This window comes from Pseudoalteromonas sp. XMcav11-Q (genome assembly GCF_040104525.1).
GTDB lineage: Bacteria > Pseudomonadota > Gammaproteobacteria > Enterobacterales > Alteromonadaceae > Pseudoalteromonas.
This window is the reverse complement of sequence record NZ_JBECOX010000017.1, coordinates 26723-40374: the sequence shown is the minus strand read 5'-3', so window position 1 is coordinate 40374 and position 13652 is coordinate 26723. Positions and strand designations below refer to the sequence as shown.

Genomic DNA, 13652 nt, shown 5'->3' with positions numbered 1-13652 from the left:
TAAAACTAAAAAATAAAAGACGGCTTAAGCCTTATCGACCTAGCCGTCTTTCTATTATAACTACTCATTCATGCACTAAGCAAAGTTGAGCATTAATCCCAATTCAGAATCACTTTACCTGATTGCCCTGAAATCATCGTATCAAAGCCAGTCTGGAAGTCATCAACATGGAACTGATGTGTAATGATTGGGTCAAGGTTTAAGCCTGACTGGATCAAACTTGCCATTTTGTACCAAGTTTCAAACATTTCACGGCCGTAAATCCCCTTGATCACTAGACCCTTGAAGATCACTTGGTTCCAATCCACCGCCATGTCAGAAGGAGGAATGCCCAGCATTGCAATCTTACCACCATGGTTCATGCTGTTTAACATGCCCTTAAATGCAGAAGGAACACCTGACATTTCAAGCCCAACATCGAACCCTTCTGTCATACCAAGATCTTTCATAACCGTTTCGAGGCTTTCGTTGGCAACATTTACTGCTCGCGTAGCACCCATTTTAGTGGCAAGTTCAAGGCGATATTCGTTTACATCTGTGATCACCACATGACGCGCACCGACGTGCTTCGCCACTGCCGCAGCCATAATACCAATTGGACCCGCACCTGTAATGAGGACATCTTCACCAACTAAGTCAAACGACAATGCGGTGTGCACTGCATTACCGAATGGGTCGAAGATAGAAGCGAGTTCGTCAGAAATATTGTCAGGGATCTTAAACGCATTATAAGCAGGAATAACCAAGTATTCTGCAAATGAACCTTCGCGGTTAACGCCTACCCCAATGGTGTTACGACATAGGTGAACACGACCAGCACGACAATTACGACAGTGACCACATGTGATATGACCTTCACCAGACACTCGGTCGCCAATGCTAAAACCACGCACCTCTTGGCCCATATCGACCACTTCACCTACGTATTCGTGTCCCACAACCATTGGAGTTGGGATCGTGTTTTGTGCCCACTCATCCCATTTGTAGATGTGTACGTCGGTACCACAAATTGCTGTTTTACGGATTTTGATCAATAGATCGTTGTGCCCTACTTCCGGTTTTGGCACATCCGCCATCCAAATTCCTTCTTCAGCTTTCAACTTGGATAATGCTTTCATAGTATTCGCTCGTTAGCTGCACCGGCTTAATGCCGGTGGCAAAATTAAATGACGCCTAGCTCTTTACCAATACGGGTAAAGGCTTCGATTGCTTTGTCTAGCTGCTCAGTAGTATGCGCAGCTGAAATTTGTGTTCTGATCCTAGCTTGACCTTTTGGCACGACAGGATAAGAGAAACCGATCACATAGATCCCTTCAGCTAGCAATCTGTCAGCCATTTCTGAGGCTACTTTGGCATCGCCTAACATAACCGGAATAATAGCGTGATCTTTACCGGCACAAGTAAAGCCAACAGCTTCCATCTTAGTACGGAAGTAAGCTGCGTTATCCCATAGTTTAGCACGTAGGACATCGCCTTCTTTCATCATGTCTAGCACTTTTATTGAAGCTGTAACAATTGAAGGCGCTAGCGAGTTTGAGAATAAATAAGGACGTGAACGCTGACGTAACCACTCTACGATTTCTTTCTTACCAGAGGTATAACCGCCAGATGCACCGCCAAGTGCTTTACCAAGCGTTCCTGTAATAATATCCACTCGGTCTAATACACCACAGTATTCCGGTGTTCCTCGGCCATTTTCACCAACAAAGCCCACCGCGTGTGAATCATCAACCATCACTAATGCGTCGTACTTATCCGCTAAGTCACAAACCGCTTTTAAGTTACAAATAACGCCATCCATTGAGAATACGCCATCGGTCGCGATAAGCTTGGTTTTCACACCAGCTTCATCAGCAGCAATTAACTGCTGCTCAAGATCAGCCATATCGTTGTTAGCATAGCGGAAACGCTTAGCTTTACATAAACGCACACCATCAATGATGGAAGCGTGATTTAATGAGTCCGAGATAATTGCATCTTCAGGGCCTAAGATAGTTTCGAATAAACCAGCATTGGCATCAAAGCATGAAGAGTAAAGGATAGTATCTTCTGTTTCTAAAAATTCACTGATCTTTGCTTCAAGCGTTTTGTGAATATCTTGCGTACCACAGATAAAGCGCACCGACGCGACACCAAAACCATGGTCATCAAGGCCGCCTTGCGCCGCTTTAATTAGCTCTGGGTGATTCGCCAAACCTAGATAGTTGTTTGCACAGAAGTTAATTACACTTTCGCCAGTCGATACTGCAATTTCAGCTTGCTGCTGAGAAGTGATAATACGCTCTTTTTTATATAATCCTTCAGCTTTTACTTCTTCAATTTGTTGCTGAAGCTGGCTGTAGAAGGCCGATGCTCTCATCTGGGAGTCTCCATTTTTTGCACGGTGATAGTAAGCTACGCATCGCCATAGGCGGTTGTCATTCTCACTATCAGAAGTTAACGCTTGGGCTTATTCTATATTAATTAGCTCAAGTTAATTGGAACGTACCAATTCAATCATACCTGGTACATTAAAAGATATCTTTATTTTAAAAGGTTCACACAATAAATGCACGATTTGCGACAACTGGCAGCAAACTTTATTTTACTCAGACAAACATAGTGCGGCTGGTACCTCCGCCAACGACGCACATACTTTATCCGCGAGCTGTTGTTGCTCTTGACTAAAACTCTGCCCAGACTCAACTAAAATGGCTGTTTTTACGCCAGCAGCGCGGGCAGCCTTGATGTCTGAGACTTTGTCACCAATCATAATACTATGCGTAGGATCCAAGTCATGCTCGGCTATCGCTTGCAGCAGCATCCCGGGTTCTGGTTTACGACAGTCACACTCTACTTTATATGGGCCTTGTGCCTTTTCAGGGTGGTGAGGACAAAAATAAACACCAGCGATGTCAACACCATGCGCCATAAACTGCGCGCACATCCACTCGCTTAACGCGTGAAATTGTGCTTCATCGTAGTAACCTCGGCCAATGCCCGACTGATTCGTCACGACCACAATTTTATAACCGGCTTTGCTAAATGCTTGGCAGGCACTGAATACCCCATCGATAAACTCAAAATCCGCGATTTTATGAACATAGGCGTGATCTTTATTAACAACGCCGTCTCTGTCTAAAAATACTGCCTTATGCATTGGTCACGATCTCCTGCTCTTTTATTACTCGCTCAAACATCGTAATTACTGCATCAACAGAAATTTGAGACATGAGTTCGCTACCTTTTACCCGTGTTCCCCAGGGTAATTGCTCAGCAGTTTTACCCTTTTGCGCAATGAGGTTTTGATGATAAACCTCAACTACATAGTCTTGATACAGATATGGCCCTGTGCGAGTTGGGTTGGAGTGAGCATACAAACCGATCACCGGCGTTCCAACTGTCACAGCCATATGAGCAGGCCCAGTATCAGGTGCTAGCACCAATTCGGCTTGATCCAACACACAAAGTAGGGTTTTCAAATCAGTTTTTCCCACTAAGTTTAATAACTCAGCTTGACTGTGTTTTTGAATTTCGGCTGCTAAGCTTTGCTCAAGCTCCGTTGGGCCACCCGTTATCACCACATGAAACCCCAATGCAGCAGCATGATCTGCAACCCTAGCATAACGCTCAGGAAGCCAATTGCGCTCGGCTTTACTTGCCGCAGGCGATATCACAAAAACCTTGCCTTCAGGTAATAGCGATTTTGCCGCAGCTCGATGAGCTGCCGTCACTGGCATCTGCCATGTTGGCTCACCGCACTCAGCACCAATTGCACGGGCAAAGTTTTGGAAACCTTCGAGCACATGTGGCGACTTTTGAGGTGCGATCCGCTTATTAATAAACAAGCTGTGTAACTCTTTTGAGCGCCCTTTATCAAAGCCTATTTTTTGCTTTGCAGGAATAACTCGCGCAACAAGGTTGGCTCTTAACGCAACCTGCATATGTAGTAATACGTCAAACTTTTGCCCTTTGAACTTTGCCTTTAACGCCTTGAGCGCGGCTTTACCCTGCTTTTTGTCAAATACGACGAGCTCAACACCGGGTAGGTCAGCCAGTAACATGGCTTCCACTTTACCTATCACCCACGTTATTTTCGCTTGCGGATGTGCGCGTTGGATCGCCTGTACAGCACTCACTGCATGGCACACGTCGCCAATCGCAGAAAGTCGCAAAATACAAATAGAGGTCAAGGATTTGCTCAAAACAATAGTTCTCATGGAAAGTAACAAGCGCTTGATCTTAAATTAATCAAACAAGTTTGCAAGTTTCACTGAGGATGAAAAATCGTTAGAATGCCACAATTGACTCTTAAGAATCCTATATTGTGCAAATCACCAAACAGCCGCATAGCTATTTACTAACGCCTTCAACCCTAGATTATGATGTTTCAGAAGAAATGTTTGACCCTGAATATTGGCAGAAAAATAATGCGATTGTCGGCTCGAAAGAAGGCCGAGCAACGGCGTGGTTCGTGCGGTTTAATCAAGGCATAGCGGTACTCAAGCACTATTATCGTGGTGGCTTAATCGGCAAGCTGTTGAGTGATCAATATATTTTTACCAAACTAGAAAATACTCGCGTATATCAAGAGTTTGCTTTGCTAGAGCAACTACAACTACAAGGTTTACCAGTCCCAACACCACTTGGCGCAAGAATATCGCTTCATTTTGGTATTTATCGTGCAGATATTTTGACCGAAGCGGTGTCTGATGCCACCAGTGTTTGCGAAATTTTGCAAGCAAGAACGCTTAGTACAAATGAACTGGAAAGTATCGGCCACACCATTGCTCAGTTTCACCAAGCAGGTGCCTATCACGATGATTTGAACATCAACAATATTTTGTTTGATGCCAACGGCAAAGTATTTCTAATTGATTTTGATAAGGGCAAAATCATGCAGCCAAACTCAAGTTGGCAGCACGCAAACATGGAGCGTTTGCAACGTTCATTTAAAAAAGAGGCCGGCAAATGGCCGACCTTTTATTTTGATGAAAATCAATGGCAAGTATTGATGCAAGCCTATCACAGCGCACGTTAACTTTTTTGTAGCTGTGCCTTTTTAATCACATTGGAAGTCGAGCAGCCATCCAAAAATGCTAACACCTCGACTTTTCCACCTTGATTAAGCACATGCTCTGCACCTGCAATCTCTTCCACTTTATAGTCACCACCTTTGACCAAAATGTCAGGGCTGACCATTTCTATCAGCTTAGCTGGTGTGTCATTTTCTTCAATACTGCCAAACGGAATAACCCAATCCACAGAAGCGAGTGCAGATAACACCATTGCCCGCTCTTTCAATGGATTGATTGGACGTTCAGGCCCTTTGAGACGCGAGATTGATTCATCATTATTTAACCCAACGACGAGTCTATCTCCCATCGCTTTAGCTTGCGCTAAATAACGCACATGGCCTGCATGGAGAATATCAAAGCAGCCGTTGGTAAACACAATGGTTTCGCCGTTTTGCTTGGCAAAAGTAATGTGCTTAAGCACTTCTTCAAACGGCGTTTGGTAGTGCTCGCCCGTTTCTCTAAGATATTGACCCAGTTTGCGACTCAACTCTTCCGGTGACACCGTTGCAGCACCTAACTTACTCACGGCAATGCCTGCGGCAATATTTGCAACCTCCACCGCGTCTTTAGCAGACATTCCTGCGCCTAACATCGTCGTCAGTGTGGCGATCACGGTATCGCCAGCTCCCGTAACGTCACTTACTTCCTGTACTTGAGCTGGGAAATCAAACTTTTCAGTATTGGTTATCAAAGACATACCTTGCTCGGAGCGCGTCAGCAACATAGCGCCGATCCCTGACGTTTTCAGGAGCTCGCGCGCACTAGAGGTGAGTGCCTCTTCGCTGCTTGTATCTCCACCTGCGAGTTTAAATTCGTTTAAGTTAGGCGTGATAAAATCAGCACCTTGATAAAGGCTCAAGTCACTATTTTTGGGATCAATAAGTACCGTTTTACCAGCAGCTTTAGCCACCGCAATCATATCTGAAATGGCGCATAAAGCGCCTTTGTTGTAGTCGCTAAACAACACAAAGTCATACTTATCAACTTCTTGCTTTAGACGCTCAAGCAGTAGTTGACTGTGAGATAACTGAAAGGGTTCTTCTAAATCGAGTCGGACTACTTGCTGATGACGGCTGATCACACGCATTTTTGCGATAGTCGGCAGCGCAACGACGTTAACTAGGCTAGATTCAATGTTTTCTTTGGTAAGAATAGCCTCAAGCGTTTTGCCATTGTCATCTTCGCCGATAAGCCCAAGCAAACCCACTTTACCATCTAGGTGAGCGATGTTTTTGGCAACGTTCGCCGCACCACCAGCTTTGTCTTCCAACGCGCTGACTTTAACCACAGGTACTGGAGCCTCAGGAGAAATGCGCCCGGTATCTCCATGCCAGTACCTATCCAACATCACATCGCCAACCACCAATACCTTGGCTTGATTTAGCTGTTGAAGCGCCGCTAACTTCATGCCTCTTGCTCCGCCGCAACGAGCATATCGACCGCTTCGCATAGCCAGTGACCAATAAACATATGCGCTTCTTGAATACGCGCCGTCTCGTCGTTTGCGATAATAATCGGTAATTTAGCAATATCCTTAACTTTGCCACCAGTTCTGCCAGTCAATGCCACGGTAAACGCGCCAATTTCATTCGCGGCTTGAAGTGCCAAATTGATATTAGGGCTCGTACCTGATGTGGTTAAACCAATCACCATATCTTCCGGTTTACAAAGTGCCTGAACTTGACGTTCAAATACGGAGTCAAAGTGATAGTCATTGCTGTGCGCGGTCAAAATTGAGGTGTCGGTAGTCAGTGCAATCGAAGCCAAAGGACCACGCTCTAATTTGTAACGCACCACAAATTCTGCAGCTAGGTGCTGCGCATCTGCCGCGCTGCCACCATTACCAAACCAAATGACCTTACCACCTGCTGCTAATGTACTTTGGCATGCTTCAAGTAGCTCAACACATTCTTGGTGATAGTTTGCCATTGTTTCAAAAACATCAACATGGCGCTGTAAGCTTGCGAAGTAGCTTTGTGCTACTTGTTCATTCAATGACATATTTGTTCCTAAACTATTCTATGCTTGTCCCGCGTGATACCTACCAGTATACATGGACTGATAACCAAGTGTAATTCTCACCGAAGACATCTTTACCCAAGGTTAATTTAGTTTCGACTTGCTTGCTGTAAGCTTCACCAATATGCGCCAGCTCAAATTCATAACCAGTTTCATATTCAGCACCAAGCTCATTTAATTCGTTGAAGTATTTACTTTCGTTATCAATAACCGACAGCTTAGCTCGCCACAAAGAACGGTAATCTGCTTGATAAGTACCTTCTAGTACATGGATCTGCGTCGGTGCACCATCATCGAACTGGCGATGGTTGGCAGCAAAGTGTCCCACACCAAACCCATCAATCGTATTGCCTTTAGTTTGATAAATTTCATTGACGTACCAAAGACTTTCCATGTCGGTAAATTCATAGCGTAATGAGGTGGTTGAACTTACATTCGGTAGGAAAATGCCTACGCTAGTCGCTGTATTACCAAACAAATAGTTCTTATGGTTATTAGTATCTTCCCCACCATACTCTAGATACCATTGTGCTCTGGTACCGTAATTTGTAGTGAAGCTCGTGGTGATCGTTGCCCATTGGTCGCCAAGTTCATCATCTTGAGTCAGGTCGCCGATTTTATTGTCATTGCCAGCAGGATCTATATAGGCCTTAATAAAGTCCTCAAAATCCACCTTCCTAGGGCCTCCACCAAATTGTAGTACTCGATTTAGACCAATTTTCCAACCATCGATTGGTTCAATACTAAAGTGTGTACCAGCAATTTTCGGTGTACCATCATGCAATGTATTTTGAAAACGAATTCCCTTTTCGACTTTATCTAACTCTGAATAAAACAATTCAACATCAAAATTCCACCAGTTTTTAAGTGGAACAACTAACCCCAATGAAATAGAAGGCCGGTTTTTAGCGTTATTAGAGTAGACCTGAGCCGAATGCTTAAATGGCGAGAACCAATGTTCTTTATAACCTAGGTTAAGCTGTAAATTGCCATAAGATAGCCCGTAAAAAGTGTTATACGCCACCAGCTTGTCTGCTTCTACTCGATACTCAGCACCTATTTGTAGAATACTCGAGTCACCGCCTCGCCATACTCCAGCGAATCCCAATTCGGCATATTCACCACTATAATTACCTCTGTCGTTGGCGATTTGTTTTTCCTCACCACTATCAACACGCAATGTGACAGATCTTTGCGTTAGTGCGTCATCTTGTAAGTAAGGTGCAATTCCCTGACTAATACTCTGTTGTAATGTGGCGTCAATATGCCTAAGCTTCATCAAATGCATCTTGATTTCACTGATACGGTAAGGCTTTGCCATAGGCGTACCAACGGTCAACGCAAACATTTTATCGATTTGATATTCCAACAGCGGATCTTGCCCAATGGGTAAATAGGCTGTTGGGCTCGCTAAAGCGAGATTCGAAGCTAATAAACTACAGCAAGCGAGTACTCGAGCTAAATTCATTTTGTTATTCCATTACTTTTAATGCGCTAAATACTACCAAACCAAAAGCCCCTAGGCATCTGTTGAACTGTGTAAAATTGTGTTGTTCATTCAATTTCGCCCTGGAACAAGGTAAAATACTGATTTTTGAGCTGAAGCAATTTCTATGGCACGCCATTTATATTCCCTGCTGTTGCTAGTGTTAGCCCCTTTGTTATTGAGCTATCTCTATTTTATTCGAGGTAGAAAAAACCAAGGTTATCGAGTGCATTTTAATGAGCGCTTTGGCCGAAATATTAGCAAGCTGCCACAACACAGTATTATGATCCATTGTGCTTCTGTTGGTGAAGTGCTTGCAGCAACCCCGCTTATAAAGTCAATATTGAATGCTTCTGAGAACACATCAATCATTATCACCTGTAACACCCCAACAGGTAGAGAAGAGATAACAAAAGCTTTTCGCGCTCAGGTTCAGGTACATGTTTGTTATTTACCTATAGATTTTGCTTTTGCGGTCAGAAAATTTTTCAATTCCTTGAAGCCCAAACTCCTTATTGTGATGGAAACTGAGCTGTGGCCTAATCTTTTTTATTACGCCAAACAAAACCAATGTAAAACCTTGGTAGTCAATGCCAGACTCTCTGAAAAATCATACCAAGGTTATAAAAAGCATGCTTGGTTAACGAAAGGCTTGATGAGCAACATAGATCTGCTTGCAGCCCATAATGAAGAAGACGGCAAGCGTTTCATCAAGCTCGGGCTTGTTCAATCTAAGCTTCACATTACTGGCTCAATCAAGTTTGATATCTCAATCACCGAAGAAGAAATTGCAAAGGCAAGACAGTTTCAAGAAAATTACCCCGAGCGGTTAATTTGGCTTGCAGGATCTACGCATCCTAAGGAGCATGAGCAAGTCATTGCTGCCCATCAACGAGTATTAGAGCAGATAAGTAATGCGTTACTTATTATCGCGCCTCGCCATCCCGAGCAGTTTCAAGCGGTTGCTGACTACCTCAGTGAACAAGAGATCGCTTTTACCAGAAAGAGTAGTAACGGTATAGACGCAGAAGCTTCGGTCTTGTTAGCGGATACTTTAGGGGAATTAAAGTGGCTATTTGGTGGTGCTGATATCGCCTATATTGGAGGTAGCTTGATTGAGCGCGGCGGTCATAACCCACTAGAAGCGGCGGCTCATGGTGTGCCAATATTAACCGGCCCACATACCTATAATTTTGCGCATATATACCCTCAACTTATCGCGCAACAAGGTGCCATCGTAGTTGATGATGAGGACAAGCTTGCCGCTCAAATTATTACGCTATTTGAAGATAAATCGCTTCGAACGCAAATCGGTGCTAACGCTCAATCGGTACTAGTTGAAAATACTGGGGCTATTTCTAAAACCATGACACTAATCAATAAGAGCTTGGAATAATTCATGAATACAGTCATCTCTACAATGCAAAACTGGGTTAGCCAAGTCATTGTAAAATACAACTTTTGCCCGTTTGCTCGACAGGAAGTTGAAAGTAACAGCATTCATTATTTCGTGTCTCAAGCGATAAGCCACGACGATGCCGTAATGGATATGTTAGAGCAGTGCTCAGAGTTAAACCATGAGCCAGAGCGAGAAACAACACTAGTTATATTTGATAAGGGTTTTAGTAATTTTGATGACTTTTTGGATCTCGTCGACCTAGCAAACGCTTTATTAGTAGCGCAAGGGTTTGAAGGCACTTATCAAATTGCCACTTTTCATCCAGATTATGTGTTTGCTGATAGCGATGAGCATGACGCAGCAAACTATACTAACCGCGCGCCCTACCCAACACTCCACTTGATCCGCGAAGAAAGTATGGCCCAAGCATTAGAAGACTATATCGATCCTGAACAGATCCCAGAAAATAATATCCGCCTCGCAAGACGTAAAGGGGAAGCGTTTTGGCAGCATTTGCTGCAGCAATGCCACAAGGTTAAATAACCTAAGCTACGGTTAAATAGTCAAAAGGCTGGTTTAGCCAGCCTTTTCTTGTAAGGTTTTGAATTACTACTTTTTCACCCAGCTGCCATTGACTTGAATATAATGACCTGATTGCGTTTTGTTATACGCTTTTTTAGCCGCTAAAGCCTCTACTTGCTCAAGCGTGATACCGTTCTTTTTCGCTAATTGCTGGTATTTCTGTTTGCGCTTTTCATTCACTTCATCAACTAGCTGCTGTACACCTTGGCCATTTTTAACCACGCCAAGATAGCCCGATGTAGTTTCGCCAACTAAACCCTGTGATTTAGCATCGTCAATGGAAATTGCGAATGCGGCGAAGCTCATACTGAGCCCAATAATTAGGGTAGAGATTGCTTTTAGCTTCATAAATCCTCCTTAGAATAGCTCGCTGTCTTCGCTGAATAAATTGTCGAGTTCTTTATCCACTTTCACGCGGATCTCATGATCTACTTTTACATTTAAGTTAATCGTAATAGGCTCTTTGGTTTCTACTTGCACCTTATGAGTACAAGCACTCAATACCAATAAAGCTGATATCACTAGCATCCATTTCATTCACTAACGCTCCTCTTTATTTAACGCATTTTCCACTTCGCGCGTAATCTCGTCGCTCAAGCGTAGGGCTCGTAATAAGGTAAACACATTTTCTGAGTGTGTATAGTTAAAGTTTACTGGTTGTTGTTGGAGTTTGTTAATTCCTGTAATTTTAACATCTAAGTCCAACCAGCCGTCTTCACTTAAATTTACGCCACTACTCAATTGCTCAATGGTCAACTCGTCAAGTACACCAATCACCGTTTGTAAGCTAGGTTGCTGCTCTTTTAGCGCATTAATTGATGCATTGTTTTCAACCTTTAATAGCCCTTCACCAACATTATGGATATGGCCAGAATCAATACGCACCCCAGATGAAGATACTTGTACTGGTAACTTGCCTGAGATCAGCCCTCTGAGCTCAACGCCTGCATCATGCCCAGAGGCGGCAATAAGATCTAAACTCAGTTTATCTAGCGACACCTGAACGACCTGCGGCGTTGAGACCAAACTAACTTCATCAATCCCCACGTTACCGGCAAAAACCTGTGCGTTAATATCTTTTAGTTTAGCCACGCCTGCTTCGCTGAATAGTTGGCCTGTTATTGCTTGAACGATAACACCAGCTCTCAACTCTTCAACACTCAGTGTGGTTGGCTTGAGTTGAATATTAGCTGAACTTATTAGACCAAAGACATCAATCGCTGCATTTTGAATAAGCCGTTCATTAAATAACGCAGAGCCGTTTTGAACGCTCCCGTCTAAGGTAAATATGCGCGTGGATAAATCCCCTTCGAGTACTGCATAGAAGTTACCATGGGTAATTTTTAAGTTCGGTAAAAATGCGTCAATATATGGCTGAAGTTGAGTGAGCTGCTGCGTGGGCACGTGTATTTGTGCTGGATGTTTTAAGCTTGAATATTGATGCTCAAGCAACGCCTTTACACCATCAATATTAACCACATGTGACGCCATCAATCCGCGGCTTTGCTGCCCTTTGCTGTCAATGCTCACGTTTTTCAAACTGAGATCAGCTAAGTTAACTTCTGCTACCTTAGTATTGCCCGACAAGGTTGAAAAGATTTCTCCGGTCGCGACTGAGCCTTGCCAGTGCAGTGTCTGTGCAAACTCATTCAGTTTATAACTCTGCTGTTGTATCTGTGCACTGGTTAAGGTGAGGTTGATATCAAAATCATGTGTAGGCTCAAGCACAACTCGCCCGCTCAACGCACTCTGTTTTGCTGTTACATTCTCAACACTCAGGTTTTGCAGTTTTGAATCAAGCGTTATCGCAAAACTCATTCCTTCAGGTAAGACTCTGTGTAGTAGATGTCCACTTTTGAGCTTTGGCACATCTAGCTGCGCATGTAAGTCAAACGTCAGAGATGGATTATCAATCACCAAATCTGATGTCGACAACTGGGTTGAGAATATGGCCGGCTTAGCCTCAACTGTAATTAGCTCGGTTGGATCACCCGATATTTTGAAGCGGCTATTGAGCTCGAGATTCTCAGCAATAACATCTTGCAGTGTAAGCTTTTGAAGGTCACTTGTGATTTCCCCACTCATATTAACAAAATTTGGCCGCGCACTAAGCGCTCCCACCAGTGTATGCGCGCCCCACTTTTCATCGGAAAATTCAAGGTGAATACCACCATTGACGAAAAGCTCAGTTAAGTCGACTGCTAACTCATTAACTTCAAGCTGTAACGGTTTATCTTTACCTGCCACTTCAAGTAAACCTGTCGCGATTGAATCCGCAGAAATAGTGATTTCACTCGGTAAACGAAGCTGCCAAGTGGTCGGTAACAGTTTGCTATATTCAGAAGTAAGACAATCAAGCATTGATTTCGCTGAAATCGGTTCGGCAAGTGCTATCTTCCCCTGCTGCGTGGCAAAATCATACCGCCCAGACACAGCACCTATATACGCAAAGGTACCTTTACACTCAGCCTGTTCAAGCGCCACTAGAGTTTCAAGTTCTAGCTCTGCGTCTATAGCCAGACCATCGAATTCAAGCTGGCTAGTTCCTGAAAGTGCTTGGATCTGAGGAGGTAACAAAGCGCTGAGGTACTCGCCACTAAGGTCAACATTTGCAGCAATACGCTCTGGCTGCAATGTAACTTCAGCAGCGATGTCACCTGAAACTACAAATTGATTCAGCTCGGACTCCGAAATCGACACGACTAATGGCTTTGGTAATGGCTCACCAGATATAGAGAGCTTGGCAACATGCATTTTGGGTCTGGTGATGTCGAGTGGCAATGTAAGGCGCTGTGGCTGAGTTGCATCTGAATTTTTGGACGGAAGAAGTTGAATGTTCGCTTTTTCAATATTGACTTGGCGCATGCTTAGTTGCGCATCATAAAGCTGGGCATTAAACGCATCTGTCTGCACACATGCTTTTGTAATATGGATACGATTGAAGCCCGACAAGCGCCAGTCAAGACAACTGACCTGAAGTTCATTAACTGGTATAAAATGTTTAATGGCCCAGAGCGACAAAGGAACTCTGGCAAGGTAAACACCCACTAAAACACTGAGTATCAACGCTAAGCTCCAAAGCCATTTTTTCATTCGTATCCCTAAAATA

13 protein-coding genes are annotated in these 13652 nt (G+C 43.8%); 3 read left to right on the top strand and 10 right to left on the bottom strand.

What is annotated here, in order from left to right:
• Window positions 1-92 precede the first annotated feature (92 nt).
• From tdh to ABMY45_RS20780, 4 genes are all read right to left on the bottom strand, one after another.
• The gene (gene tdh, locus ABMY45_RS20795) at window positions 93-1118 is read right to left on the bottom strand and encodes an L-threonine 3-dehydrogenase (RefSeq protein ID WP_010607622.1); all 1026 of its coding nucleotides are present in this window, start codon (window positions 1116-1118) and stop codon (window positions 93-95) included.
• A 44-nt stretch (window positions 1119-1162) separates the two neighbouring features.
• Window positions 1163-2359 carry a glycine C-acetyltransferase gene (locus ABMY45_RS20790; RefSeq protein ID WP_349289453.1) on the bottom strand — a complete coding sequence of 399 codons (1197 nt, stop codon included), beginning with the start codon at window positions 2357-2359 and terminating at the stop codon, window positions 1163-1165.
• A 225-nt stretch (window positions 2360-2584) separates the two neighbouring features.
• Window positions 2585-3139: a D-glycero-beta-D-manno-heptose 1,7-bisphosphate 7-phosphatase gene (gene gmhB, locus ABMY45_RS20785; RefSeq protein WP_010607621.1), complete on the bottom strand. Its 555-nt coding sequence runs from the start codon at window positions 3137-3139 to the stop codon at window positions 2585-2587.
• On the bottom strand, window positions 3132-4199 hold the full coding sequence (locus tag ABMY45_RS20780; protein WP_174169747.1) for a glycosyltransferase family 9 protein: 1068 nt from the start codon (window positions 4197-4199) through the stop codon (window positions 3132-3134). Before ABMY45_RS20780 ends, gmhB begins: the two co-directional genes overlap by 8 nt.
• Before the next feature lie 107 nt (window positions 4200-4306).
• Between ABMY45_RS20780 and ABMY45_RS20775 the strand changes: the two genes are divergently transcribed.
• Window positions 4307-5020 carry a 3-deoxy-D-manno-octulosonic acid kinase gene (locus tag ABMY45_RS20775; protein WP_010607619.1) on the top strand — a complete coding sequence of 238 codons (714 nt, stop codon included), beginning with the start codon at window positions 4307-4309 and terminating at the stop codon, window positions 5018-5020.
• Here ABMY45_RS20775 and hldE read toward each other — a convergent pair.
• The 3 genes from hldE to ABMY45_RS20760 are packed head-to-tail and all read right to left on the bottom strand — an operon-like array spanning window position 5017 to window position 8544.
• Window positions 5017-6465 carry a bifunctional D-glycero-beta-D-manno-heptose-7-phosphate kinase/D-glycero-beta-D-manno-heptose 1-phosphate adenylyltransferase HldE gene (gene hldE, locus ABMY45_RS20770; RefSeq protein WP_227386858.1) on the bottom strand — a complete coding sequence of 483 codons (1449 nt, stop codon included), beginning with the start codon at window positions 6463-6465 and terminating at the stop codon, window positions 5017-5019. The two genes, ABMY45_RS20775 and hldE, sit on opposite strands and share 4 nt — an antisense overlap.
• On the bottom strand, window positions 6462-7058 hold the full coding sequence (locus ABMY45_RS20765) for an SIS domain-containing protein (RefSeq protein WP_010374612.1): 597 nt from the start codon (window positions 7056-7058) through the stop codon (window positions 6462-6464). Before ABMY45_RS20765 ends, hldE begins: the two co-directional genes overlap by 4 nt.
• A 40-nt stretch (window positions 7059-7098) precedes the next feature.
• A complete protein-coding gene (locus ABMY45_RS20760; protein WP_174169744.1) occupies window positions 7099-8544 on the bottom strand; it encodes a capsule assembly Wzi family protein in 1446 nt (481 codons plus the stop codon).
• 145 nt (window positions 8545-8689) lie between these two features.
• Here ABMY45_RS20760 and waaA point away from each other — a divergent pair, with 145 nt between their 5' ends.
• Together waaA and ABMY45_RS20750 are read left to right on the top strand one after the other, a co-directional pair.
• Window positions 8690-9958 carry a lipid IV(A) 3-deoxy-D-manno-octulosonic acid transferase gene (gene waaA / locus ABMY45_RS20755; RefSeq protein ID WP_174169743.1) on the top strand — a complete coding sequence of 423 codons (1269 nt, stop codon included), beginning with the start codon at window positions 8690-8692 and terminating at the stop codon, window positions 9956-9958.
• 3 nt (window positions 9959-9961) lie between these two features.
• On the top strand, window positions 9962-10504 hold the full coding sequence (locus tag ABMY45_RS20750) for a DUF1415 domain-containing protein (RefSeq protein ID WP_174169742.1): 543 nt from the start codon (window positions 9962-9964) through the stop codon (window positions 10502-10504).
• A gap of 66 nt (window positions 10505-10570) precedes the next feature.
• On the opposite strand, the gene ABMY45_RS20745 is transcribed toward ABMY45_RS20750, so the two are convergent.
• Genes ABMY45_RS20745 through ABMY45_RS20735 form a run of 3 tightly spaced genes read right to left on the bottom strand, consistent with a single transcriptional unit; the run spans window position 10571 to window position 13636 of the window.
• Window positions 10571-10891 (bottom strand): YdbL family protein, encoded by a 321-nt coding sequence (locus ABMY45_RS20745; protein ID WP_010607614.1) that lies wholly within the window; start codon window positions 10889-10891, stop codon window positions 10571-10573.
• Window positions 10892-10900: 9 nt separating this feature from the next.
• Window positions 10901-11080 (bottom strand): YnbE family lipoprotein, encoded by a 180-nt coding sequence (locus ABMY45_RS20740; protein ID WP_010374602.1) that lies wholly within the window; start codon window positions 11078-11080, stop codon window positions 10901-10903.
• Between the two features lie 3 nt (window positions 11081-11083).
• Window positions 11084-13636: a YdbH domain-containing protein gene (locus ABMY45_RS20735; protein WP_227386857.1), complete on the bottom strand. Its 2553-nt coding sequence runs from the start codon at window positions 13634-13636 to the stop codon at window positions 11084-11086.
• Window positions 13637-13652 lie beyond the last annotated feature (16 nt).